Below are 23,072 nucleotides of genomic sequence, written 5' to 3' on the forward strand. Positions count from 1 at the left end.
TCCCTGTTTTCGAAGATGAAGGCAATGCAAAAAAACGCGGCGTTTCGTTATCCGATTCTGACTGTTCTGGCCGTCACCCTTAGCGGATGTGCCTGGATCCCGTCTAAACCATTGGTCCAGGGTGCGACGACCGCCCAACCCGTTCCTGGCCCTGCGCCAGTGGTGAACGGCTCCATTTTCCAGACCGCGCAGCCGATCAACTATGGTTATCAGCCGCTGTTTGAAGACCGTCGCCCGCGTAACGTCGGCGATACCCTGACCATTGTGCTGCAGGAGAACGTCAGCGCGAGCAAGAGCTCGTCGGCGAATGCCAGCCGCGATGGCAAAACCAATTTTGGCTTCGATACCGTACCGCGCTATCTGCAGGGACTCTTCGGCAATGCACGTGCGGATGTTGAGGCGTCTGGCGGCAATACCTTTAACGGTAAAGGTGGCGCGAACGCCAGCAATACCTTCAGCGGCACGCTGACGGTAACGGTTGACCAGGTGCTGGTTAACGGCAATTTACATGTGGTGGGTGAAAAACAGATCGCCATTAACCAGGGCACTGAGTTCATTCGCTTCTCCGGTGTGGTTAACCCTCGCACCATCAGCGGCACCAACACCGTTCCGTCCACCCAGGTGGCGGATGCGCGCATTGAGTACGTCGGTAACGGCTACATCAACGAAGCGCAAAATATGGGCTGGCTGCAGCGCTTCTTCCTTAATTTATCGCCGATGTAAGCGAGGTGACCCATGTTTAAATCGATCTTCGCCGTGGCGCTGATGCTGGTGGCAACATTTGCCCAGGCTGACCGCATTCGCGATCTCACCAGTGTTCAGGGCGTGCGTGAAAACTCCCTCATTGGCTATGGTCTGGTGGTTGGCCTGGATGGCACGGGTGACCAGACCACCCAGACGCCATTCACCACCCAGAGCTTGAACAACATGCTGTCCCAGCTCGGTATCACCGTACCGGCGGGCACCAACATGCAGTTGAAAAACGTGGCGGCGGTCATGGTAACCGCTTCCTACCCGGCGTTTGCGCGTCAGGGGCAGACCATCGATGTGGTGGTTTCCTCCATGGGTAACGCCAAAAGCCTGCGCGGCGGTACGCTGCTGATGACTCCGCTGAAAGGGGTGGATAGCCAGGTTTATGCCCTGGCGCAGGGTAACATTCTGGTGGGCGGCGCGGGGGCCTCTGCAGGCGGCAGCAGCGTGCAGGTCAACCAGCTGAACGGCGGGCGTATCACTAACGGTGCAATCATTGAGCGTGAACTGCCGACCCAGTTCGGCGCGGGGAATACCATCAACTTGCAGCTGAACAACGAAGATTTCACCATGGCGCAGCAGATCGCCGACACCATCAACCGCAGCCGCGGCTATGGCAGTGCGACGGCGCTGGACGCCCGTACCGTGCAGATCCGCACCTCAACGGGCGGCAGCAACCAGGTGCGCATGCTGGCCGATATCCAGAACATGGAAGTGAACGTCCCTGTTCAGGATGCCAAAGTGATCATCAACTCCCGTACCGGTTCAGTGGTGATGAACCGTGAAGTGTCGCTGGACAGCTGCGCCGTGGCGCAGGGTAACCTCTCGGTAACGGTCAACCGCTCCGCCAACGTCAGCCAGCCGGATACCCCGTTTGGTGGTGGGCAGACGGTGGTAACGCCGCAAACCCAGATCGATTTGCGTCAGAGCGGGGGCTCGCTGCAGAGCGTACGCTCCAGTGCCAACCTCAACAGCGTGGTGCGTGCCCTGAATGCCCTGGGGGCTACGCCGATGGATCTGATGTCTATTCTGCAATCCATGCAAAGTGCGGGCTGTCTGCGCGCCAAACTGGAAATCATCTGATGCTGACCGATAGCAAACTGTTGACCAGCGCGGCCTGGGATGCCCAGTCGCTTAACGAACTGAAAACCCAGGCAGGCAAAGACCCGGCGGCGAATATCCGCCCGGTCGCCCGCCAGGTGGAGGGGATGTTTGTACAGATGATGCTGAAGAGCATGCGTGAAACTCTGCCTAAAGACGGCATGTTCAGCAGTGATTCAACGCGCCTGTATACCAGCATGTATGACCAACAGATTGCGCAGCAGATGACCGCCGGTAAAGGGTTCGGTCTGGCTGACATGATAGTCAAACAGACCGAAGCCGCGCAGGGGATCCAGCCGAAGGATGAGCCGCAGCAGGTGCCGATGAAGTTCGACCTGCAAACGGTGACCAGCTATCAGAACCAGGCGCTGACGCAAATGGTGCGTAAAGCGATACCGAAGGCGACGGTGAGCAGCGATGAGCCGCTCTCCGGCGACAGCAAAGACTTCCTGGCACAGCTTTCGCTGCCGGCCCGACTTGCCAGTGAACAGAGTGGGGTGCCACATCACCTGATTCTGGCGCAGGCCGCGCTGGAATCGGGCTGGGGTCAGCGCCAGATCCGTAAGGAAAACGGCGAGCCGAGCTTCAACATCTTTGGCGTGAAGGCGAATGCCAGCTGGAAGGGGCCGACAACGGAGATCACCACCACCGAATATGAAAACGGTGCGGCGGTGAAGATCAAAGCAAAATTCCGCGTTTACAGCTCTTATCTGGAAGCGTTGTCCGATTATGTAGGCCTGTTGAGCCGCAACCCGCGTTATGCCGCCGTTACGCAGGCGGCTACGCCTGAGCAGGGTGCGCAGGCCCTGCAAAATGCGGGCTATGCCACCGATCCGAACTATGCGCGTAAGCTCACCAGCATGATTCAGCAGCTTAAATCGATGGGCGAGAAAGTCAGCAAAGCCTATAGCACAGATATCGAAAATCTGTTCTGAAATTTCTCAAGTCCCGGTGGAGGCTGCCGATAACTTTCATCAGGACTCGTGTCTGAACGAATAAAAGGAACCTCCATGTCCAGTTTGATTAACAGCGCCATGAGTGGCCTCAGTGCTGCTCAGGCGGCACTCAATACCGTCAGTAATAACATTTCAAGCTATAACGTGGCAGGTTACACCCGCCAGACGACCGTGCTGGGTGCGTCTAACAGCACGCTGACCGGCGGTGGCTGGGTGGGCAACGGGGTGTATGTGTCTGGTGTGCAGCGTGAATATGATGCTTTCATCACCAACCAACTGCGCGCCGCGCAAACGCAGAGTAGCGGTCTGACGACGCGCTATCAGCAGATGTCAAAAATTGACGATGTGCTCTCTGATTCCACCAACTCACTTTCGACGACGCTTCAGGATTTCTTTAAAAGCCTGCAAACGCTGGTGAGCAACGCGGAGGACCCGGCCGCAAGACAGACGGTGCTGGGAAAAGCGGATGGTCTGGTCAATCAGTTTAAAACGAACGACCAGTATCTTCGCGATCAGGATTCTCAGGTTAATACCGCCATCGCTTCAAGCGTTGAGCAGATCAACAACTACGCAAAACAGATTGCGAATCTGAACGATCAGATTTCACGTCTTACCGGCGTAGGGGCAGGTTCATCGCCAAATGATCTGCTGGATCAGCGCGATCAACTGGTGAGTGAGCTGAACCAAATTGTGGGTGTTGAAGTGGCTGTTCAGGACGGTGGCACCTATAACGTCTCCTTTGGCAACGGTTACAGCCTGGTGCAGGGGAGCAAAGCAAACCAGTTAGCTGCGGTGAAATCCAGCGCCGATCCGACCCGGACGACTATCGCCTACAGCGATGAGGTGTCCGGCAACGTCGAAATTCCCGAGAAAATGATCACCACCGGTTCTCTGGGGGGCTTGTTTACGTTCCGCTCAGAAGATCTGGATAAAGCGCGCAACAACCTCAATCAGCTGGCACTGGCCTTTGCGGACGCGATGAATAAGCAGCATGAAGCCGGGTTTGATGCCAATGGCGATGCCGGTGGCAAGCTGTTCGACTTTGGTTCGCCAGCCGTGGTAACCAACAGTCGCAATACCGGTACGGCCGCAATGACGGCCACTGTGGCAGACAGCACCAAAGTGCAGGCAACCGATTATAAGCTGCAGTTTAACGGCACCGACTGGACTATTACCCGTTCGGATAAAACCAGCTTCACCATGGCCCCGGACGCAAGTGGCAATCTCTCCTTTGATGGCCTGAGCGTCAACGTGACCGGTAGCGCGAACGCCAAAGACAGTTTCATCGTCAAGCCTGTTTCTGATGTCATCGTCAATATGGAGCTCAAGTTCAAAGATGAGTCCAAACTGGCTATGGCATCCGCAAGTAACGGCGGCGAGAGCGACAACCGCAATGGCCAAAAACTGCTCGATCTGCAAAACAGTAAGGTTGTTGGCGGCAATAAGACTTTCAACGATGCCTATGCTTCCCTTGTCAGTACGGTCGGCAGCTCAACCGCCGCGCTGAAAACCAGCAGCGAAACGAAAGCGAATGTGGCGACGCAACTGACTAAGCAGCAGCAGTCCATCTCTGGGGTAAACCTCGACGAAGAGTATGGCAACCTGCAGCGCTATCAGCAGTATTACCTTGCCAATGCGCAGGTGTTACAAACTGCCAGCACGCTTTTTGATGCAATTATCAATATTCGTTAAGGCTGAGGTGAAAAATGCGTATTAGCACCCAGATGATGTACGACCAGAATATGCGGGGAATCACCGATTCCCAGAGCAAGTGGCTGAGCTACGGTGAGCAAATGTCCACCGGCAAGCGTGTTAACCGTCCGTCGGACGATCCTATTGCGGCGTCGCAGGCGGTTGTGCTGTCACAATCTCAATCCCAGAATAGCCAGTTTGCCCTGGCGAGAACGTTCGCCACGCAAAAAGTCTCTCTGGAAGATAACGTGCTGAGCCAGGTTAACGCGGCAATTACCAGTGCGAAAGAGAAACTCGTCAACGCAGGAAATGGCACGTTAAGTGATGACGATCGTCTGTCACTGGCGAGCGACTTGCAGGGTATCCGCGATCAGCTGATGAACCTGGCAAACTCAGCGGATGGTAATGGCCGGTATATTTTTGCTGGCTATAAGACTGAAGCGCCACCGTTTGATTCCGTTACCGGTGATTACAACGGCGGAACACAGGCCATCTCTCAGCAGGTTGATACCGCCCGTAATATGGTGATTAGCCACACTGGTCAGCAGATCTTCGAAAGTATTACCAGTAACGCCAAAGAACTGCCTGGCGGCGGTTATGGCGAGACGAATATGTTCAAGATCCTCGACTCGGCCATTTCTGCGCTCAAGGTTCCTGTTGATAACGACTCTGCGGCGGCGGAAGTGCAGAACAAAGCGATTTCTGATGCACAGATCGGCATCACCAATACCCAGAACAATGTCCTTACCGTCGTGGCGGATGTGGGTACCAAGATGAACGAACTGGAAAAACTCGATAACCTGGGCGATGACCGTGCGCTGGGGCAGACTCAGCAGATGAGCGATCTGGTGGATGTTGACTGGAACAGTGCCATTTCTTCTTACATTATGCAGCAGGCTGCCTTGCAGGCGTCCTATAAAGCGTTTAGCGATATGCAGGGTATGTCGCTGTTCCAGTTGAACAAATAACATCTTTACCTCTTAGAACATGTCTTGAAACTGGGCATGTTTTGACTGCCCAATCCGTCTGGATTGGGCATTTTTTTTAGGCGATGTCTGCCTGCACAGAGCTGACGCGAGCGCTCTCAATCAGGCGAATGACCAGCGCAATGACGCCGCATACCGTCGCAAGCGCGACCACCCCGGTCCATCCCGCCAGCGTATAGATATTACTGCCCAGCGCAGAGCCCAGTGCCATGCCGATGAAGATTACCGTAAAGAGCAGGGCGTTCAGGCGTCCACGGGCCTGCGGCTCAAGGCTATACACCAGATTCTGATGCGCCACCAGGCTTGACTGCAGACCCAGATCGAACCCGACGGCGGAGAGGGCAATCAGGATGAGCTGTCCATGAAGGCCCAGCGCGGGCATCAGGAACATCAGGGCAAATGAGACGGTCACGAGAAGCGCACCGAGCTGCGTGACTTTTCCGGCGCCCAGCTTATCGGCCAGACCTCCCGCCAGCGGGGCGGCTAACGCACCTGCAGCACCCGCAATACCAAATCCCCCCGCGACCGCACTTCCTAAGTGATAACGTTCCAGCAGCATCACTGCCAGCGTGGACCAGAAGGCGCTAAAGGCAATCGACAGAAAACCCTGAGCCAGCGCCGCGCGGCGCAGAGCCGGATAACGACGCCACAGGTGTTCCATAGAACGCAGCAGCGCCGGATAGCTCAGGGTGGAGTGGATGGCAAACCGCGGGAGTACGGCCCACATCACAACGCCGATAAACGCAATGCTTGCGGCGGCCAGCTGGTACATGACGCGCCAGCCAAAAGCTTCACCCACCACGCCGCTGACGGTTCGGGAGAGCAGAATACCCAGCAACAGGCCGGTCATCACCGTACCGACGGTTTTCCCCTGTTTGCCTTCCGGTGCAAGGATTGCCGCGGCAGGGACGATATCCTGCGCCATGGTGGCGGCCATGCCAATAAGCAGACTTGCCAGCAGCAGGGAGTGGATCTGTCCGGTCAGGCTACAGCCAAGCAGAAATAGCGCCAGGGCTGCACTTTTTATCAGGATCAGTGTTCTGCGGTCGTGGCGGTCGCCGAGCGGCAGCAGGAACAGGATCCCCAGAGCATATCCTGCCTGGGTAAGCGTCGGGACCATGCCCATTCCTTCAATACTCAGATGCAGGTCAGCGCCCATCAGCGGCAGCAGAGGCTGAGCATAATAGATGGATGCCACACTGAAGCCCGCACCGAGCGCCAGCATTAAGATGACCCAGCGGCTTACGGCATGGGCGGCGGATGTTGTGTTCATAAGATGTTCCTCATTCATCGTGTGTGGCTATTTTTTATCAGCATGCCTTGCAGCGGTAGCGGGCCCGGTGGTAAAACGCTTATACGTTTAGCGTATAGGCAAAGAGATGATTAAAAGAATTGAGCGTATAGACAGGGTGGAGTTAATGCGCACGTTTGTTCGTATTGTTGAGGCCGGATCCCTCTCTGCGGCGGCACGGCAGCTGGCAACCACCCAGGCCACGGTGAGCCGACGGTTGCAGTCGCTTGAGACGATGCTCGGTGTGCGCCTGATATTGCGCACTACCCACACGACGCGTCTGACGGATGACGGCGAGCGCTGCTATCAGCACGCCCGTCGGGTGATTGACAGCTGGCTGGCGCTGGAAGATGAGGTAGGGCAGACAGAAGACGAACCGGTAGGCGTCCTGCGGGTACGCGCCCCGCACGCGTTTGGTCAGGATCAGCTCCTGAAACCGTTAACCGAATTTCTGCAGCGTTATCCGCAGCTTTCTATTGAGTGGATGCTCAACGACCGGTCGGCTGACTTCCTCGGCGACAACCTTGACTGTGCGATTCGGGTGGGCGTCGAGGTTGACCCGGCGACCGTGTCCGTGCTGCTGGCTGAGGTGCCGCGCTCAGTGGTGGCTTCTCCGGCATTGCTGGCCCGTTTTCCGGCGGTTAACACCCCGGAAGATTTGCAGCAGCTTCCCTGGATAGCCATCAGCTCTTTCTACCAGCGCCATGTGGAGCTTTTTCACGATGCCTCGCCAGCCACCGCTCGCGTGGCGATTACTCCCCGCCTCAGTACCGACAGTCTGTATGTCGCACGTAATACGGCTCTCACCGGGCTTGGCGTGGCGGTGGTATCAAGCTGGACAGTGCAGGAGGATATTCGGGAAGGGCGGCTGGTGCATTTACTGCCCGAGTGGCAGCCGGCGGCGTTACCGGTGCATCTGGTTTACCCCTGGTCCCGTTACTATCCGGCGCGCTTGCGGCGTTTTCTGGAGTTGATGCGGCAGATCATGCCGGAGGTCACTGGAATGAGAAAGCCGCTACAGCAGCCATAAAAAAGCCGACCCGAAGGTCGGCTTTCACACTTAGCGTGCGTTATTCAACTGACTGCGGACGGGTTGCTGGTGCAGTAGCCTTGTGCGTAGCACTGTGACCACCGGCAGCACCTTTACCTTCGAAGTTGAACTCCGGGCGAACCCAGTCGCTGTGACGCGGTGCTTCAGGCTCATACTCAGGCGCAGGGGCGCGAGTCATCGGTGCTGTGGCAACGTGCGCAGGCGCGACGGCAACCTTCACCGGCTCGGGTTTCACTTCCGGCGCTTTCGCTTCTTCAACAACAGGTTCAACCTGAATCTCAACGTCCTGCACAACCTCTTCGGTCGTGGTTTCAACGATGGTCTCAGCGGTTTCTTCCACTGCGGCTACAGGTTCAGCCTCTTCAGCGACTTCTTCAGCCACCACGGCATCTTCTTCGGCAATAAGCTGCGGCGCGGCATCAACCGGCGCAGCAATCACTTCTGGATGGGTGGTTTCGACGTCCACAGCGTGAGGTGCTTCAGTTTCAACAACCTGTGGTTCAACCACGGTTGCCGCTTCCGTTACAACCTCTTCTACCGCTGCTACTGGTGCAATCACCTCTTCGGTCACTGCCTGTTCTTCAACAGCCTGTTCCGGGCGAGCAACAGGGTAGCGGATCCAGACTTTACCGGATGCCATTTCAGGTGACGCGCACGCCACGGTCATTGGCATTGGGGACTGCGTTGGGTAACGCTCGTCACGGTAGCGACGACGACGCTGACCGCTCACGCGCAGATGACGCGGAGAACGGCGCGAGCGACGCGGCATACCCGCGTTGTCACGGTTTTCACCGTTTTCATCCTGCTCTACCTGATTTTCCACGACGGCCGGGAGGTCAACTTTCGCAACCTGCGTGCCCGTTGTGGTTTCTGTCACTTCGGCTGCGACAGCTGCGGTTTCTTCTGCCTGAACAGCACCGACGCGCACTTTCTGAGTCAGCTGACGCTGCTTACGACGTGGCATTACCTGAGTACGTTCTTCCTGCTCGGTCTCCTGCTGCTCAGCAGGCTCTTCGCGATTCAGGTTTTTAACGTCCTGCTGCGCCTGGCGTTTTTCGTCGTTACGGCGACGGTTACGCTCACGGCGAGGCTGCTGCTCGTCGCGCTGTTTGCTCTTCTCGGACTCATCGCCCGCCTGCTGGCGAATTTCACGATCTTCAACGTTCTGCTGTTGTTTCTCGCGACGGTTGCGACGGTTGTCTTCGCGTTGCTCACGGCCTTCATTGTTGTCCGAACGGTTGTCACGACGCTCGTTACGGTCGCTGCGGTCATTACGATCGCGGCGGTTGTTCTGACGCTTACGACGGTCCTGCTGACGCTCAGGTTTAGCCGCTTTAGGTTCTTCTTTCGGCTGCTCTGGCTGAACTTCTTCACCTGCGAACATTTTCTTCAGCGCGCCAAAGAAACGGCTCAGCAGACCCGGTTGTGCTGGCTCGGCTTTTGCCGCCACTGCCGGTTTTTGTGCCGCAGGTTTAGCCGCTGGTTTTTCCAGGGCACTTTCTGGCGGAGCTTCTGGCATGATGAAGGTCGCTAACGCAGGCTGCTCTGGCAGTTTACGCTCGGCTGGCTCTTCATCAGATGGCAGCGCCATCTCTTCTTCATGCAACTTCGGCAGCAGGTAGCTGAGCGTGCTGGTCTCTTCGCCTTTACGGACACGCTGCACGTGATAGTGCGGCGTTTCCATCTGGTCGTTTGGCACGATGATGCAGCGAACGCCGCCCTGGCGCGCTTCAATGGCACTCACCGCGGCACGTTTTTCGTTCAGCAGGTAGGAGGCAATTGGCACCGGAACAATGGCGTGAACCTCTTTGGTGTTCTCTTTCAGCGCTTCTTCTTCAATCAGACGCAGAATAGAGAGAGACAGAGATTCGTTATCACGAACGGTCCCGGTACCGGAGCAGCGCGGGCAAACGTGATGGCTGGATTCGCCCAGAGACGGGCTCAGGCGCTGGCGGGACATCTCCAGCAGGCCAAAGCGTGAAATATGGCTAATCTGGATACGCGCACGATCCTGGCGCACCGCTTCGCGCAGACGGTTTTCAACCGCACGCTGGTGACGAACAGGGGTCATGTCGATAAAGTCGATAACAATCAGGCCACCCAGGTCGCGCAGGCGGAGCTGGCGGGCGATTTCATCAGCGGCTTCAAGGTTGGTGTTGAAGGCGGTCTCTTCGATATCGCCGCCGCGCGTCGCACGTGCGGAGTTGATGTCGATAGCGGTCAGCGCTTCTGTGGTATCGATAACGATAGAACCGCCGGATGGCAGACGCACTTCACGCTGGAAGGCGGACTCAATCTGGGATTCAATCTGATAGTGGCTGAACAGCGGGATTTCACCGGTGTACAGTTTGATTTTGCTGGTGAAGTCCGGACGACCCAGTGCGGCGATGTGCTGGCGAGCCAGCTCAAGCACTTTCGGATTGTCGATGAGAATTTCACCGATATCCTGACGCAGATAATCGCGGAAGGCACGTACAATAACATTACTTTCCTGGTGGATCAGGAACGGAGCAGGGCGGCTTTCTGCTGCTTTCTGGATAGCTTCCCAGTGCTTCAGACGGAAGCTTAAGTCCCACTGCAGCGCTTCGGCAGATTTGCCCACACCGGCGGTACGCACGATAAGACCCATGCCATCCGGCAGTTCAAGACTGGCCAGCGCTTCTTTCAGTTCGGTACGGTCATCGCCTTCGATACGTCGAGAGATACCACCCGCACGCGGGTTGTTTGGCATCAGCACCAGATAACTTCCTGCCAGGCTGATAAAGGTTGTCAGTGCGGCACCTTTGTTGCCGCGCTCTTCTTTATCAATCTGAACAATCACTTCCTGACCTTCACGCAGAACATCTTTGATATTCGGACGGCCATGAGCGTTGTAGTTAGCAGGGAAATATTCGCGGGCGATTTCTTTCAGAGGGAGGAAACCATGACGCTCAGCACCGTAATCGACAAATGCAGCCTCAAGGCTTGGTTCAATGCGGGTGATTTTACCTTTGTAAATGTTCGCTTTTTTCTGTTCGTGTCCAGGACTTTCGATATCCAGATCGTACAGGCGCTGCCCATCCACAAGGGCGACACGCAACTCTTCTTGCTGAGTTGCGTTGATTAACATTCTTTTCATCGTAACTTACTCGTTATTCTTACATTGACGACAAAGCTGCGGGCAAGGTGACGCTTTCCGGGGTATGAACCGATGGCCTCGTGTCTATTCACGTCGCCAACCTCACGGTTGTCGCTCGCTTAAGAGGCGCAGAGTGTCGGTTGCCTGTGTTTCATACGGAAACACAGCGCAATTATCAGGGGAATTGCCTGGGTAGAACTCTCCAGAGAACAATCCTTATACCGGGAAGTACTGCAACCCGCAGCCCGCTAACTGCCTGAAAGATCAATACGTCTTACGCCATTGCTGCGTGGATGATCGGTCAGACAAAATTGGTCATTCCGTCGACATCCTTACAAAACCCGGATTTAACGCGGAAAACGGCTTCATTATTCCACTGCTCGCCGGGTTATAGCAAGATGACTTTTACCAATTATCACCCGGTTACTCACAGTTTCTACACTTCAGGATGGTGATTGGTTTAATAACCACCAAATCGATTGCGCGAAACCGGGGCAGGCCGGATAAAAGTAAATATAAGCATAGAAAAATGAGTGGCGCTAATGCCTGACGATATTTAGAATCGCCAACCATGAAAACAGAGACTCCAGCCGTAAAAATGGTTGCTATCGCCGATGATGAAGCGGGGCAACGTATCGATAACTTTTTGCGCACCCAGCTGAAAGGGGTACCAAAAAGCATGATTTACCGCATCCTGCGTAAGGGCGAGGTGCGGGTTAACAAAAAACGCGTGAAACCTGAGTATAAGCTCGAAGCCGGTGACGAAGTGCGTATCCCGCCGGTGCGTGTTGCCGAACGTGAAGAAGAGGTCGTGTCGCCTAAGCTGCAGAAGGTGGCTGCCCTGAGTGATGTGATCCTGTATGAAGATGATCATATCCTGGTGCTGAATAAACCGTCGGGTACGGCGGTACACGGCGGCAGCGGTCTCAGCTTCGGCGTGATTGAAGGGCTGCGCGCGCTGCGCCCGGAAGCCCGTTTCCTCGAACTGGTTCACCGTCTCGATCGTGACACCTCTGGCGTGCTGCTGGTCGCCAAAAAACGTTCAGCCCTGCGCTCGTTGCACGAGCAGTTGCGCGAAAAAGGGATGCAGAAAGATTATCTGGCGCTGGTGCGCGGTCAGTGGCAGTCCCACGTGAAAGTGGTGCAGGCCCCGCTGTTGAAAAATATTTTGCAAAGCGGTGAGCGAATTGTTCGCGTCAGCCAGGAAGGTAAACCGTCTGAGACGCGCTTTAAAGTAGAAGAGCGCTATGAGTTTGCCACCCTGGTGCGCTGTAGCCCGGTGACGGGCCGAACCCATCAGATTCGCGTGCATACCCAGTTTGCGGGCCATCCGATTGCGTTTGACGATCGCTATGGCGACAGGGAATTTGATAAGCAACTGGCGGGGACGGGGCTGTCGCGTCTGTTCCTGCATGCGGCAGCGCTGAAGTTTACCCATCCAAATACCGGCGAGACTATACGTATTGAAGCGCCGCTGGATGAGCAGTTGAAACGCTGCCTGAAAGTTCTGCGCGGCTAAGGTAAAAGTTAAACGGCAACGGAGTTGCCGTTTTTAATGTTTGCACCCTCTCCCTGTGGGTGAGGGCATCAGGCCGCAAAAAGTCACGCCGTCAGCGGATTACACGCTTCGCGTCTTAACATCTGGCACATCGCAATCAGCGGTAAGCCCACCAGCGTGTTCGGATCACGCCCCTCCAGCTTTTCGAAGAGCGCAATCCCAAGACCTTCACTTTTAAAACTGCCGGCGCAGTTGAGAGGCCGTTCACGACGCACATAATCAGTGATTTCTTGCTCGCTCAGGTGTCGGAAGTGAACATCAAACGGTTCGCATTCGGTCTGCAGGTGGCCCACGGCGGAGTTGTAGAGCGCGAGGCCGGTATAAAAGGTAACAATATTGCCGCGCGCCTGCATAAGCTGTTTACAGGCATTCTCTTCGGTGTGTGGCTTACCGGTGATGACACCATCCAGCACGCAAACCTGATCGGAGCCTATAATCAAATGCGAAGGGTATTGTGCGGCAAGCGATTGTGCTTTCTCTTTCGCCAGACGCGTCACTAAATGACGCGGCGACTCGCCAGGTTGTGGCGTCTCGTCAACGTCCGGCGCGGCACACACAAACGGGATCCCGAGCTTTTCCAGCAACATTCGGCGGTAGGGAGAAGTGGAAGCGAGAACGAGATTTGGCATATTTTTATCACCAGATATAGCGTATCGATGCCAGCCATTTTAAACTACAGGCCGCAATGTGTGCGAATAATTGGCAAAAGGCAGCCCTGGTTGCCTTTTTCTTTGACTATATGCCGTTACAAAGTTAATATGCGCGCCCTATGCAAAAGGTAAAATTACCCCTGACTCTTGATCCGGTTCGTACGGCTCAAAAACGCCTCGATTACGAAGGTATCTATACTTCCGATCAGGCTGAGCGTATTGCCGAATCCGTAGTCAGTGTGGACAGTGATGTGGAATGCTCCATGTCGTTCGCTATCGATAACCAGCGTCTTGCCGTTTTAACCGGTGATGCAAAGGTGACGGTAACGCTCGAATGTCAGCGTTGCGGGAAACCGTTCACACAGCACGTTCACACAACGTATTGTTTCAGTCCGGTTCGTTCTGACGAACAGGCTGAGGCACTCCCGGAAGCGTATGAGCCGATTGAGGTTAACGAATTCGGTGAAATCGATCTTCTGGCTCTGGTTGAAGATGAAATCATCCTCACCTTGCCAGTGGTTCCGGTGCATGATTCTGAACACTGTGAAGTGTCCGAGGCGGACATGGTCTTTGGGGAACTGCCTGATGAAGCGCAAAAACCAAACCCATTTGCCGTATTAGCCAGCTTAAAGCGTAAGTAATTGAGGAGTAAGGTCCATGGCCGTACAACAGAATAAACCAACCCGTTCCAAACGTGGCATGCGTCGTTCCCATGACGCGCTGACTGCAGTTACCAGCCTGTCTGTAGACAAGACTTCTGGTGAGAAACACCTGCGTCACCACATCACTGCTGACGGTTTCTACCGCGGCCGCAAGGTTATCACTAAGTAATCACGCGTTTGCGTGATTAGGCTTAGTGAGGAACTCCCCGTGCAAACGGGGAATTTACCGAACCAGGCTGCGACGATACCTTGACACGTCTAACCCTGGCGTTAGATGTCATGGGAGGAGATTTTGGGCCTTCCGTGACAGTGCCTGCAGCATTGCAGGCACTGAATTCTAATTCGCAACTCACACTTCTTTTAGTCGGCAATCCCGACACAATCACGCCATTACTTGCAAAAGCTGACTTCGAACAACGTTCACGTCTGCAGATTATTCCTGCGCAGTCAGTTATTGCCAGTGATGCCCGGCCATCGCAGGCGATTCGCAATAGCCGTGGCAGCTCTATGCGAATGGCGCTGGAGCTGGTAAAAGAAGGACGTGCGCAGGCCTGCGTCAGCGCGGGAAATACCGGCGCGCTGATGGGGCTGTCGAAATTACTGCTCAAGCCTATTGAGGGCATTGAGCGTCCTGCGCTGGTGACGGTACTCCCGCATCAGCAAAAGGGCAAAACGGTGGTGCTCGATCTGGGCGCTAACGTCGATTGTGATAGTACAATGCTGGCTCAGTTTGCCGTGATGGGGTCGGTGTTGGCAGAAGAAGTGGTCGGGATCAAGACTCCCCGTGTTGCGTTACTGAACATAGGTGAAGAAGAGACCAAAGGCCTGGACAGCATTCGTGAGGCTGCCGAATTGCTTAAACAGGTTCCCTCCATCAACTATATTGGTTATCTCGAAGCCAATGAGTTGCTGACGGGGAAAACGGATGTTCTGGTGTGTGATGGCTTCACTGGAAACGTGACGTTGAAGACCATGGAAGGGGTTGTGCGAATGTTCCTTTCTCTCCTCAAATCGCAGGGCGAAGGTAAAAAAAGCGCCTGGTGGCTGATTTTATTAAAGCGTTGGTTACAAAAAAGCCTGACGCGGCGATTCAGTCACCTCAACCCCGACCAGTATAATGGCGCCTGTCTGTTAGGATTGCGCGGCATTGTGATCAAGAGTCACGGTGCCGCCAATCAGCGAGCATTTACTGTCGCCATTGAACAGGCAGTGCAGGCGGTGCAGCGACAAGTCCCTCAGCGGATTGCCGCTCGCCTGGAATCTGTATTAGCTAAAAGTGACTGAGCGTACATGTATACGAAGATTATTGGTACCGGCAGCTATCTGCCAACACAAGTGCGAACCAACGCCGATCTGGAAAAAATGGTAGATACGTCTGACGAGTGGATTGTCACGCGCACAGGTATCCGTGAACGTCGTATCGCCGCGCCAGACGAAACCGTGTCCACCATGGGTTACGAAGCCGCACAGCGTGCTATCGAGATGGCGGGCATCGATAAAGATCAGATTGGTTTGATCGTGGTTGCCACAACATCGGCCACGCATGCTTTCCCAAGCGCAGCGTGCCAGGTGCAGAATATGCTCGGTATTAAAGGCTGCCCGGCGTTTGACGTTGCCGCAGCCTGCGCAGGTTTCACCTATGCATTGAGCGTTGCCGATCAGTATGTAAAATCCGGCGCGGTGAAGTATGCGCTGGTGATCGGAGCTGACGTGTTGGCGCGTACCTGCGATCCAACCGATCGCGGAACGATCATTATTTTTGGCGATGGCGCGGGTGCCGTACTGCTGGGTCAGTCTGAAGAGCCGGGCATCATCTCCACGCATCTGCATGCTGACGGTAGCTATGGCGAACTGTTAACGCTGCCTAATGCCGACCGTGTGAATCCGGACAGCTCTATCTACCTGACCATGGCAGGTAACGAAGTGTTTAAGGTCGCGGTGACGGAACTGGCCCACATTGTTGATGAAACGCTGGAGGCGAATGGCCTTGAGCGCACCGCACTCGACTGGCTGGTGCCGCATCAGGCGAACCTGCGTATTATCAGTGCAACCGCGAAAAAGCTGGGCATGTCGATGGATAACGTTGTGGTGACGCTCGATCGCCACGGCAATACCTCTGCGGCGTCAGTACCGTGCGCCTTTGATGAAGCGGTACGTGACGGACGAATCAAACGGGGCCAGTTGGTCTTGCTTGAAGCCTTCGGTGGCGGGTTCACCTGGGGTTCCGCGCTGGTTCGTTTCTAGGATAAGGATTAAAAGATGACGCAATTTGCTTTTGTGTTTCCGGGTCAGGGCTCTCAAACCGTTGGGATGTTGTCTGAAATGGCAGCAAACTATCCGGTAATCGAAGAGACTTTCCGTGAAGCTTCCGATGCGCTGGGTTATGATTTATGGGCGCTGACCCAACAAGGTCCGGCCGAAGAGCTGAACAAAACCTGGCAGACTCAGCCAGCACTGCTGACCGCTTCCGTTGCGCTGTGGCGCGTCTGGCAGCAGAAGGGCGGTAAAGCGCCAGCCCTGCTCGCGGGCCATAGCCTGGGTGAATACTCTGCACTGGTCTGTGCCGGTGTGATCGCCTTTGCTGACGCGGTACGCCTGGTAGAACTGCGTGGTAAATTCATGCAGGAAGCGGTGCCAGAAGGCACGGGCGGCATGTCTGCTATTATCGGTCTCGACGATGCTTCCATCGCAAAAGCGTGTGAAGAATCAGCAGAAGGTCAGGTGGTTTCACCGGTTAACTTCAACTCGCCAGGCCAGGTGGTTATCGCCGGTCATAAAGAAGCGGTTGAACGTGCAGGTGCAGCCTGTAAAGCCGCGGGGGCGAAACGTGCGCTGCCGCTGCCAGTGAGTGTTCCGTCCCACTGTGCGCTGATGAAACCTGCTGCTGACAAGCTGGCGGTTGAACTGGAAAAAATTACCTTTAACGCACCGACGATTTCCGTTGTGAACAACGTTGATGTGAAATGTGAAACCACGCCGGAGGCTATCCGTGATGCGCTGGTTCGCCAGCTTTATAGCCCGGTACAGTGGACCAAAACCGTTGAGTTTATGGCCTCTCAGGGCGTTGAGCACCTGTACGAAGTCGGCCCAGGGAAAGTCCTGACTGGTTTGACAAAACGTATTGTTGACACCCTGACTGCCTCGGCGATTAACGAGCCGGAAGCCATTGAAGCGGCACTCTCGCAATAAAAGAGGAATACCATGAGTTTTGAAGGAAAAATTGCCCTGGTCACTGGCGCAAGCCGCGGTATCGGGCGTGCAATTGCTGAAACACTGGCCGCGCGCGGCGCGAAAGTGATTGGTACAGCAACCAGCGAGAATGGCGCGAAGGCCATCAGCGACTATCTGGGTGCGAACGGTAAAGGTCTGGTACTGAATGTGACCGAACCTGCATCTATCGAATCTGTTCTGGAAAATATTCGCGCAGAGTTTGGCGAAGTGGATATTCTGGTCAATAATGCCGGGATCACTCGCGATAACCTGTTGATGCGAATGAAAGACGACGAGTGGAACGATATTATCGAAACCAACCTGTCATCTGTATTCCGTCTGTCAAAAGCGGTAATGCGCGCTATGATGAAAAAGCGTCATGGTCGTATTATCACTGTCGGTTCTGTGGTTGGTACCATGGGAAATGCTGGTCAGGCTAACTACGCTGCGGCGAAAGCAGGTCTGATTGGTTTCAGTAAGTCGCTGGCGCGTGAAGTCGCGTCCCGCGGGATTACTGTAAACGTTGTTGCTCCGGGCTTTATTGAAACGGACATGACGCGTGCGCTGACTGATGAGCAGCGTGCGGGTACGCTGGCAGCTGTTCCTGCGGGCCGCTTAGGCGACCCTAAAGAAATTGCCAGCGCGGTTGCATTTTTAGCCTCTGACGAAGCGGGTTACATCACTGGTGAAACCCTCCACGTCAACGGCGGGATGTATATGGTTTAATCACGATCGAAAATATTTGCGTTATTGGGGGGATTGGCCTCAAAATAACGTAAAATCGTGGTAAGACCTGCCGGGATTTAGTTGCAAATTTTTCAACATTTTATACACTACGAAAACCATCGCGAAAGCGAGTTTTGATAGGAAATTTAAGAGTATGAGCACTATCGAAGAACGCGTTAAGAAAATTATCGGCGAACAGCTGGGCGTTAAGCAGGAAGAAGTTGTGAACTCCGCTTCCTTCGTTGAAGACCTGGGCGCAGATTCTCTTGACACCGTTGAGCTGGTAATGGCTCTGGAAGAAGAGTTTGATACTGAGATTCCGGACGAAGAAGCTGAGAAGATCACCACCGTTCAGGCTGCCATTGATTACATCAACGGCCACCAGGCGTAAGTGAACATCTCCAGGCGGTCATTCGACCGCCTGAGTTTTATCTTTTTTAGTCCCACGAATCTCTTTTTTTATCCCTCCCTGGAGGACAAACGTGTCTAAGCGTCGTGTAGTTGTGACCGGACTTGGCATGTTGTCTCCTGTCGGCAATACCGTAGAGTCCACCTGGAAAGCTCTCCTTGCCGGTCAGAGCGGCATCAGCCTAATCGACCATTTCGATACTAGCGCCTATGCAACGAAATTTGCTGGCTTAGTAAAGGATTTTAACTGTGAAGAGATCATCTCGCGCAAAGAACAGCGCAAGATGGATGCCTTCATTCAATATGGAATTGTCGCTGGCGTTCAGGCCATGCAGGATTCTGGCCTTGAAATTACGGAAGAGAACGCAACCCGTATCGGTGCCGCTATTGGCTCCGGGATTGGCGGTCTTGGTCTGATCGAGGAAAACCATTCATCTCTCATGAATGGCGGACCGCGTAAAATCAGCCCGTTCTTCGTTCCGTCCACGATTGTTAATATGGTGGCGGGTCACCTGACCATCATGTTCGGTCTGCGTGGGCCAAGCATTTCTATCGCGACCGCATGTACCTCTGGCGTGCATAACATCGGCCAGGCCGCGCGTATGATTGCGTACGGCGATGCAGATGCTATGGTGGCGGGCGGTGCTGAAAAAGCCAGTACCCCGCTTGGCGTGGGTGGCTTTGGTGCTGCGCGCGCGCTGTCTACCCGCAACGATAATCCTCAGGCGGCAAGCCGTCCTTGGGACAAAGACCGTGACGGTTTCGTGCTGGGCGATGGTGCAGGTATGCTCGTTCTGGAAGAGTACGAACATGCGAAAAAACGTGGCGCGAAAATTTATGCTGAAGTCGTTGGCTTTGGTATGAGCAGCGATGCCTATCACATGACGTCACCGCCAGAAAATGGTGCAGGCGCCGCGCTGGCCATGGAAAACGCGATTCGCGATGCGGGTATTACCCCAGCGCAAATCGGCTACGTTAACGCACACGGTACCTCTACCCCTGCGGGCGATAAAGCAGAAGCTCAGGCTGTTAAGTCTATCTTCGGTGAATCTGCCAGCCGCGTACTGGTCAGTTCCACAAAATCCATGACCGGTCACCTGTTGGGTGCGGCGGGGGCAGTAGAGTCTATTTACTCTATTCTTGCGCTGCGCGACCAGGCTGTTCCGCCAACCATCAACCTGGATAACCCGGATGAAGGTTGCGATCTGGACTTCGTTCCTCACGAAGCGCGCCAGGTGAGTGGAATGGAGTACACCCTGTGTAACTCCTTCGGCTTTGGCGGTACTAACGGTTCTCTGATCTTCAAAAAGATCTGAGTCTGCGTACCCTATGGCTGTGAAAAAAGGTCCGCTTGTCGGGCCTTTTTTATTCAGGCTAATCTTCTTGTCGGCTGCACGACATCCTGCCAGACTAAACGCCCACGCATAAGGAGCCACCATGTTTTTAATCAATGGCCTTGAGCAAGAATCTCTGCCTGCCAGCGACAGGGCGACTCAGTTTGGTGATGGCTGCTTTACCACGGCGCGCATTGCGGATGGCGACGTGTGTCTGCTGGATGCGCATATACGTCGTCTGCAAACGGCCTGCAAAACGTTACTGATCCCCTTTACGCAATGGGACACGTTGCGCCAGGAAATGCGCCAGCTTGCGTCCGGAAAGCCCAGTGGGGTACTCAAGGCCATTATCAGCCGCGGCAGCGGTGGACGGGGTTATAGCGGTGCCAGTTGCCAACATCCCACCCGGATCCTGTCGGTTTCTGCGTATCCTGCCCAGTATACGCGCTGGCGTGAAGAGGGCGTTACCCTGACCCTCAGCCCGGTACGTCTGGGAAGAAACCCCATGCTTGCCGGGATAAAACATCTCAATCGTCTTGAGCAGGTGCTAATCCGTACTCATCTTGAGCAGACGGCAGCCGATGAAGCGCTGGTTCTTGACAGCGAAGGGTTCATTACGGAATGCTGTGCGGCTAATTTATTCTGGCGGCAGGGCAACACTGTTTTCACGCCTTCGCTGGAACAGGCGGGAGTCAACGGTATTATGCGTCAGTTTTGTGTGCAGCAGCTGGCACGCTCTGACTTTCACGTTGTCGAAGTTAACGCACGCGAAGAGGCGTTGCAGGCAGCAGATGAAATCGTTATTTGCAACGCGCTGATGCCGGTTATACCTGTCCGCGCTTATGGTCAAATTTGCTTGCCATCGCGCGAGCTGTTCTCTTTTTTAGCCCCGATATGTGAGCAAACCAGATAGTCATGAAGAAAATGTTGCGCTTTGTCCTCCTTCTAATCGTTGCGCTGGGTATCGCTGGCGGCGCGGGAATGTGGAAAGTTCGCCAGCTGGCGGACAGTAAGATCCTGATTAAGGACGAAACGATCTTTACCCTGAAAGCGGGAACCGGGCGACTGGCGCTCGGTGAACAGCTTTATGGCGATAAAATCATTAATCGTCCACGCGTGTTCCAGTGGTTATTGCGTGTGGAACCTGAGCTGTCTCATTTTAAAGCTGGCACCTATCGTTTCACGCCCGGGATGACCGTCAGAGAGATGCTGCAGTTGCTGGAAAGCGGCAAAGAAGCGCAGTTCCCGCTGCGGTTTGTTGAAGGGATGCGCCTTAGCGATTACCTCAAACAGCTGCGTGATGCGCCGTATATTAAACACACGCTAAAAGATGACAGTTACCAGACGGTTGCCGCGGTACTTGAATTTGAACATCCCGAGTGGGTTGAAGGCTGGTTCTGGCCGGACACCTGGATGTATACAGCCGGAACAACCGATGTGGCGATCCTGAAGCGTGCGCACAAAAAAATGGTCGCGGCGGTGGAGTCTGCGTGGGAAGGGCGCGCCGATGGCCTGCCGTATAAAGATCAAAACCAGTTTGTCACCATGGCCTCAATTATTGAGAAAGAGACCGCGGTGGCTTCAGAGCGCGACCAGGTGGCGTCGGTCTTTATCAACCGACTGCGCATTGGCATGCGTCTGCAAACTGACCCTACCGTGATTTACGGAATGGGTGAGAACTACAGCGGCAAGATTTCACGAAAAGATCTGGAGACGCCGACGGCGTATAATACCTACGTTATTAGCGGCCTGCCGCCAGGCCCGATTGCCACGCCGAGCGAAGCCTCGCTTAAGGCGGCCGCGCATCCGGCAAAAACACCGTATCTCTACTTTGTGGCTGATGGAAAAGGGGGGCATACCTTTAACACCAACCTTGCCAGCCATAATCGCTCCGTTCAGGATTATCTGAAGGCACTTAAGGAAAAAAATGCGCAGTAAATACATTGTCATTGAGGGACTCGAAGGAGCCGGTAAAACCACAGCCCGCAACGTGGTAATCGAAACGCTGAAAACGCTCGGCGTTGCGGACATGGTGTTTACCCGTGAACCCGGCGGTACGCAGCTGGCTGAAAAGCTGCGCAGCCTGGTGCTGGATATCAAATCCGTGGGCGATGAAGTTATCACTGACAAAGCCGAAGTGCTGATGTTCTATGCCGCTCGCGTGCAGTTGGTAGAGACGGTCATCAAACCGGCTCTGGCCGCTGGCAAGTGGGTCATTGGCGACCGTCACGATCTGTCGACTCAGGCGTATCAGGGCGGGGGACGCGGAATTGACCAGACAATGCTGGCAACGTTGCGTGATGCAGTATTAGGGGATTTCCGCCCCGATCTGACGCTGTATCTGGATGTAACGCCGGAAGTGGGCCTGAAGCGCGCGCGCGCGCGCGGCGAGCTGGATCGCATTGAGCAAGAGTCGCTCGACTTCTTTAATCGCACCCGCGCGCGTTATCTTGAACTCGCCAGTCAGGACAGTTCCATTCGCACCATTGATGCGACGCAGTCCCTGGAAGAGGTGACCCGTTCCATCGAGGAAACTGTCAAACACTGGCTACAGGAGCAACAGGCATGAAATGGTACCCATGGTTGCGCCCGCACTTTGAACAGCTGATCGCCAGCTATCAGGCCGGACGGGGGCATCATGCGTTACTGATTCAGGCATTGCCGGGCATGGGTGAAGATGCATTGATCTACGCCATCACCCGTTTTCTGATGTGCCAGCAGCCAGAAGGTCACAAAAGCTGCGGTAAATGCCGCGGCTGCCAGCTGATGCAGGCGGGCACACATCCTGACTATTACACGCTGGAGCCTGAGAAGGGCAAAAGTGCGCTCGGTATCGATGCCGTGCGTGAAGTCAGTGAAAAATTATACGAGCACGCACGACTGGGTGGCGCAAAAGTCGTCTGGCTGAAAGACGCGGCGTTGCTTACCGAGGCGGCGGCAAACGCGCTGCTTAAAACGCTGGAGGAGCCACCGGAAAAAACGTGGTTCTTCCTGTCATGCCGCGATCCGGGTCGATTACTGGCGACGTTACGCAGTCGGTGTCGGCTTCATCACCTTGCGACTCCCCAGGAATCGTGGGCGCTGAGCTGGCTGGAGCGTGAGGTGACAACGTCACAGGATAGCGCGTTGTCCGCATTGCGCCTCAGCAGCGGCGCACCTGCCGCGGCGCTGGCTCTGCTGCAGGCGGACGTCTGGTCGCAACGAGAAGCGCTTTGCCGCGCCGTTGCCTCTGCGCTGGAGAGCGGTGACTGGTTGAGCGTACTGCCTGCACTTAGCAGCGATCAGGCTGCCGAGCGTCTGCACTGGTTGGCTGCCTTACTTCTGGATGCCCTCAAGATCCAGCAGGGGGCCACGCTGCTGACCAATCCCGATGTCTGGCCACTGGTAAACACGCTGGCGAATCGTCTGCCAGGCGCCACGTTGCGTGCGATCCTGCACGATACTTGCCAGAGCCGCGAACAACTTTTAACGGTAACCGGTCTTAATCGCGAGCTTGTACTGACCGACCAGTTACTGCGTATCGAACATTACCTGCAACCAGGCGTTACTCCGCCTGTTTCCCATCTCTGAGAGAGACAT

The 23,072-nt window shown here is 55.1% G+C and carries 22 protein-coding genes; 19 read left to right on the top strand and 3 right to left on the bottom strand.

The features are described 5' to 3' along the window. Positions 1-24 precede the first annotated feature (24 nt). From flgH to flgL, 5 genes are all read left to right on the top strand, one after another. Positions 25-723, top strand: a complete 699-nt coding sequence (gene flgH / locus ACOTZF_RS01370; protein WP_003857987.1) for a flagellar basal body L-ring protein FlgH — start codon at positions 25-27, stop codon at positions 721-723. Positions 724-735: 12 nt separating this feature from the next. Then, positions 736-1,833, top strand: coding sequence for a flagellar basal body P-ring protein FlgI (locus ACOTZF_RS01375; protein ID WP_013097134.1), 1,098 nt, complete (start codon positions 736-738; stop codon positions 1,831-1,833). Continuing rightward, positions 1,833-2,786, top strand: a complete 954-nt coding sequence (flgJ, locus tag ACOTZF_RS01380; RefSeq protein WP_129252639.1) for a flagellar assembly peptidoglycan hydrolase FlgJ — start codon at positions 1,833-1,835, stop codon at positions 2,784-2,786. Before ACOTZF_RS01375 ends, flgJ begins: the two co-directional genes overlap by 1 nt. Positions 2,787-2,861: 75 nt before the next feature. Beyond that, positions 2,862-4,499, top strand: a complete 1,638-nt coding sequence (flgK, locus tag ACOTZF_RS01385) for a flagellar hook-associated protein FlgK (protein ID WP_062934265.1) — start codon at positions 2,862-2,864, stop codon at positions 4,497-4,499. Positions 4,500-4,513: 14 nt separating this feature from the next. Next, the gene (gene flgL, locus ACOTZF_RS01390; RefSeq protein ID WP_013097131.1) at positions 4,514-5,467 is read left to right on the top strand and encodes a flagellar hook-associated protein FlgL; all 954 of its coding nucleotides are present in this window, start codon (positions 4,514-4,516) and stop codon (positions 5,465-5,467) included. A gap of 76 nt (positions 5,468-5,543) precedes the next feature. Here flgL and ACOTZF_RS01395 read toward each other — a convergent pair whose 3' ends face one another. After that, positions 5,544-6,758: an MFS transporter gene (locus tag ACOTZF_RS01395; RefSeq protein WP_108453567.1), complete on the bottom strand. Its 1,215-nt coding sequence runs from the start codon at positions 6,756-6,758 to the stop codon at positions 5,544-5,546. A 145-nt stretch (positions 6,759-6,903) separates the two neighbouring features. Between ACOTZF_RS01395 and ACOTZF_RS01400 the strand changes: the two genes are divergently transcribed. Then, positions 6,904-7,806, top strand: a complete 903-nt coding sequence (locus tag ACOTZF_RS01400; RefSeq protein ID WP_013097129.1) for a LysR family transcriptional regulator — start codon at positions 6,904-6,906, stop codon at positions 7,804-7,806. 40 nt (positions 7,807-7,846) lie between these two features. On the opposite strand, the gene rne is transcribed toward ACOTZF_RS01400, so the two are convergent. Then, on the bottom strand, positions 7,847-10,945 hold the full coding sequence (gene rne / locus ACOTZF_RS01405; RefSeq protein ID WP_129317770.1) for a ribonuclease E: 3,099 nt from the start codon (positions 10,943-10,945) through the stop codon (positions 7,847-7,849). A 571-nt stretch (positions 10,946-11,516) separates the two neighbouring features. Between rne and rluC the strand changes: the two genes are divergently transcribed. Further along, positions 11,517-12,464 (top strand): 23S rRNA pseudouridine(955/2504/2580) synthase RluC, encoded by a 948-nt coding sequence (rluC, locus tag ACOTZF_RS01410; protein ID WP_028028073.1) that lies wholly within the window; start codon positions 11,517-11,519, stop codon positions 12,462-12,464. An 83-nt stretch (positions 12,465-12,547) separates the two neighbouring features. On the opposite strand, the gene ACOTZF_RS01415 is transcribed toward rluC, so the two are convergent. Beyond that, on the bottom strand, positions 12,548-13,132 hold the full coding sequence (locus tag ACOTZF_RS01415; protein WP_129252645.1) for a Maf family protein: 585 nt from the start codon (positions 13,130-13,132) through the stop codon (positions 12,548-12,550). Positions 13,133-13,272: 140 nt separating this feature from the next. Here ACOTZF_RS01415 and yceD point away from each other — a divergent pair, with 140 nt between their 5' ends. From yceD to holB, 12 genes are all read left to right on the top strand, one after another. Next, entirely contained in the window at positions 13,273-13,794 is a 522-nt protein-coding gene (yceD, locus tag ACOTZF_RS01420) for a 23S rRNA accumulation protein YceD (protein WP_013097124.1), read from the top strand. 16 nt (positions 13,795-13,810) lie between these two features. Further along, complete coding sequence (gene rpmF, locus ACOTZF_RS01425; RefSeq protein WP_003857964.1) at positions 13,811-13,984, top strand: 50S ribosomal protein L32; 174 nt, start codon at positions 13,811-13,813, stop codon at positions 13,982-13,984. Between the two features lie 80 nt (positions 13,985-14,064). Then, the gene (gene plsX / locus ACOTZF_RS01430; RefSeq protein WP_060578773.1) at positions 14,065-15,099 is read left to right on the top strand and encodes a phosphate acyltransferase PlsX; all 1,035 of its coding nucleotides are present in this window, start codon (positions 14,065-14,067) and stop codon (positions 15,097-15,099) included. A gap of 6 nt (positions 15,100-15,105) precedes the next feature. Beyond that, positions 15,106-16,059 (top strand): beta-ketoacyl-ACP synthase III, encoded by a 954-nt coding sequence (locus tag ACOTZF_RS01435; RefSeq protein ID WP_013097122.1) that lies wholly within the window; start codon positions 15,106-15,108, stop codon positions 16,057-16,059. Between the two features lie 15 nt (positions 16,060-16,074). Beyond that, positions 16,075-17,004, top strand: coding sequence for an ACP S-malonyltransferase (gene fabD, locus ACOTZF_RS01440; protein WP_014831447.1), 930 nt, complete (start codon positions 16,075-16,077; stop codon positions 17,002-17,004). Between the two features lie 12 nt (positions 17,005-17,016). Continuing rightward, on the top strand, positions 17,017-17,751 hold the full coding sequence (fabG, locus tag ACOTZF_RS01445; RefSeq protein WP_013097120.1) for a 3-oxoacyl-ACP reductase FabG: 735 nt from the start codon (positions 17,017-17,019) through the stop codon (positions 17,749-17,751). Between the two features lie 154 nt (positions 17,752-17,905). Further along, entirely contained in the window at positions 17,906-18,142 is a 237-nt protein-coding gene (gene acpP / locus ACOTZF_RS01450; RefSeq protein ID WP_003857954.1) for an acyl carrier protein, read from the top strand. Positions 18,143-18,233: 91 nt separating this feature from the next. After that, positions 18,234-19,475 carry a beta-ketoacyl-ACP synthase II gene (fabF, locus tag ACOTZF_RS01455; protein ID WP_028028098.1) on the top strand — a complete coding sequence of 414 codons (1,242 nt, stop codon included), beginning with the start codon at positions 18,234-18,236 and terminating at the stop codon, positions 19,473-19,475. Positions 19,476-19,596: 121 nt separating this feature from the next. Further along, positions 19,597-20,406 carry an aminodeoxychorismate lyase gene (pabC, locus tag ACOTZF_RS01460; RefSeq protein ID WP_038979807.1) on the top strand — a complete coding sequence of 270 codons (810 nt, stop codon included), beginning with the start codon at positions 19,597-19,599 and terminating at the stop codon, positions 20,404-20,406. Between the two features lie 2 nt (positions 20,407-20,408). Then, positions 20,409-21,431 (top strand): cell division protein YceG, encoded by a 1,023-nt coding sequence (gene yceG, locus ACOTZF_RS01465; RefSeq protein WP_038979809.1) that lies wholly within the window; start codon positions 20,409-20,411, stop codon positions 21,429-21,431. Further along, positions 21,421-22,062, top strand: a complete 642-nt coding sequence (tmk, locus tag ACOTZF_RS01470; protein WP_013097116.1) for a dTMP kinase — start codon at positions 21,421-21,423, stop codon at positions 22,060-22,062. Before yceG ends, tmk begins: the two co-directional genes overlap by 11 nt. Beyond that, entirely contained in the window at positions 22,059-23,063 is a 1,005-nt protein-coding gene (holB, locus tag ACOTZF_RS01475) for a DNA polymerase III subunit delta' (protein WP_038979811.1), read from the top strand. The genes tmk and holB overlap by 4 nt, the downstream gene beginning before the upstream one ends. Positions 23,064-23,072: the final 9 nt, after the last annotated feature.

This window comes from Enterobacter cloacae complex sp. SHL021 (genome assembly GCF_049237765.1).
Lineage (GTDB): Bacteria > Pseudomonadota > Gammaproteobacteria > Enterobacterales > Enterobacteriaceae > Enterobacter > Enterobacter cloacae.

What these genes read in the sequence shown, in the direction of transcription:
- flgL (WP_013097131.1), top strand. Translation starts at nt 4,514, where the DNA reads ATGCGTATTAGCACCCAGATGATGTACGACCAGAATATGCGGGGAATC.
- fabG (WP_013097120.1), top strand. Translation starts at nt 17,017, where the DNA reads ATGAGTTTTGAAGGAAAAATTGCCCTGGTCACTGGCGCAAGCCGCGGT.
- yceD (WP_013097124.1), top strand. Translation starts at nt 13,273, where the DNA reads ATGCAAAAGGTAAAATTACCCCTGACTCTTGATCCGGTTCGTACGGCT.
- ACOTZF_RS01400 (WP_013097129.1), top strand. Translation starts at nt 6,904, where the DNA reads ATGCGCACGTTTGTTCGTATTGTTGAGGCCGGATCCCTCTCTGCGGCG.
- ACOTZF_RS01375 (WP_013097134.1), top strand. Translation starts at nt 736, where the DNA reads ATGTTTAAATCGATCTTCGCCGTGGCGCTGATGCTGGTGGCAACATTT.
- flgH (WP_003857987.1), top strand. Translation starts at nt 25, where the DNA reads ATGCAAAAAAACGCGGCGTTTCGTTATCCGATTCTGACTGTTCTGGCC.
- flgK (WP_062934265.1), top strand. Translation starts at nt 2,862, where the DNA reads ATGTCCAGTTTGATTAACAGCGCCATGAGTGGCCTCAGTGCTGCTCAG.
- pabC (WP_038979807.1), top strand. Translation starts at nt 19,597, where the DNA reads ATGTTTTTAATCAATGGCCTTGAGCAAGAATCTCTGCCTGCCAGCGAC.
- rluC (WP_028028073.1), top strand. Translation starts at nt 11,517, where the DNA reads ATGAAAACAGAGACTCCAGCCGTAAAAATGGTTGCTATCGCCGATGAT.
- flgJ (WP_129252639.1), top strand. Translation starts at nt 1,833, where the DNA reads ATGCTGACCGATAGCAAACTGTTGACCAGCGCGGCCTGGGATGCCCAG.
- ACOTZF_RS01435 (WP_013097122.1), top strand. Translation starts at nt 15,106, where the DNA reads ATGTATACGAAGATTATTGGTACCGGCAGCTATCTGCCAACACAAGTG.
- acpP (WP_003857954.1), top strand. Translation starts at nt 17,906, where the DNA reads ATGAGCACTATCGAAGAACGCGTTAAGAAAATTATCGGCGAACAGCTG.
- ACOTZF_RS01415 (WP_129252645.1), bottom strand. Translation starts at nt 13,132, where the DNA reads ATGCCAAATCTCGTTCTCGCTTCCACTTCTCCCTACCGCCGAATGTTG.
- fabD (WP_014831447.1), top strand. Translation starts at nt 16,075, where the DNA reads ATGACGCAATTTGCTTTTGTGTTTCCGGGTCAGGGCTCTCAAACCGTT.
- rpmF (WP_003857964.1), top strand. Translation starts at nt 13,811, where the DNA reads ATGGCCGTACAACAGAATAAACCAACCCGTTCCAAACGTGGCATGCGT.
- holB (WP_038979811.1), top strand. Translation starts at nt 22,059, where the DNA reads ATGAAATGGTACCCATGGTTGCGCCCGCACTTTGAACAGCTGATCGCC.
- rne (WP_129317770.1), bottom strand. Translation starts at nt 10,945, where the DNA reads ATGAAAAGAATGTTAATCAACGCAACTCAGCAAGAAGAGTTGCGTGTC.
- tmk (WP_013097116.1), top strand. Translation starts at nt 21,421, where the DNA reads ATGCGCAGTAAATACATTGTCATTGAGGGACTCGAAGGAGCCGGTAAA.
- yceG (WP_038979809.1), top strand. Translation starts at nt 20,409, where the DNA reads ATGAAGAAAATGTTGCGCTTTGTCCTCCTTCTAATCGTTGCGCTGGGT.
- ACOTZF_RS01395 (WP_108453567.1), bottom strand. Translation starts at nt 6,758, where the DNA reads ATGAACACAACATCCGCCGCCCATGCCGTAAGCCGCTGGGTCATCTTA.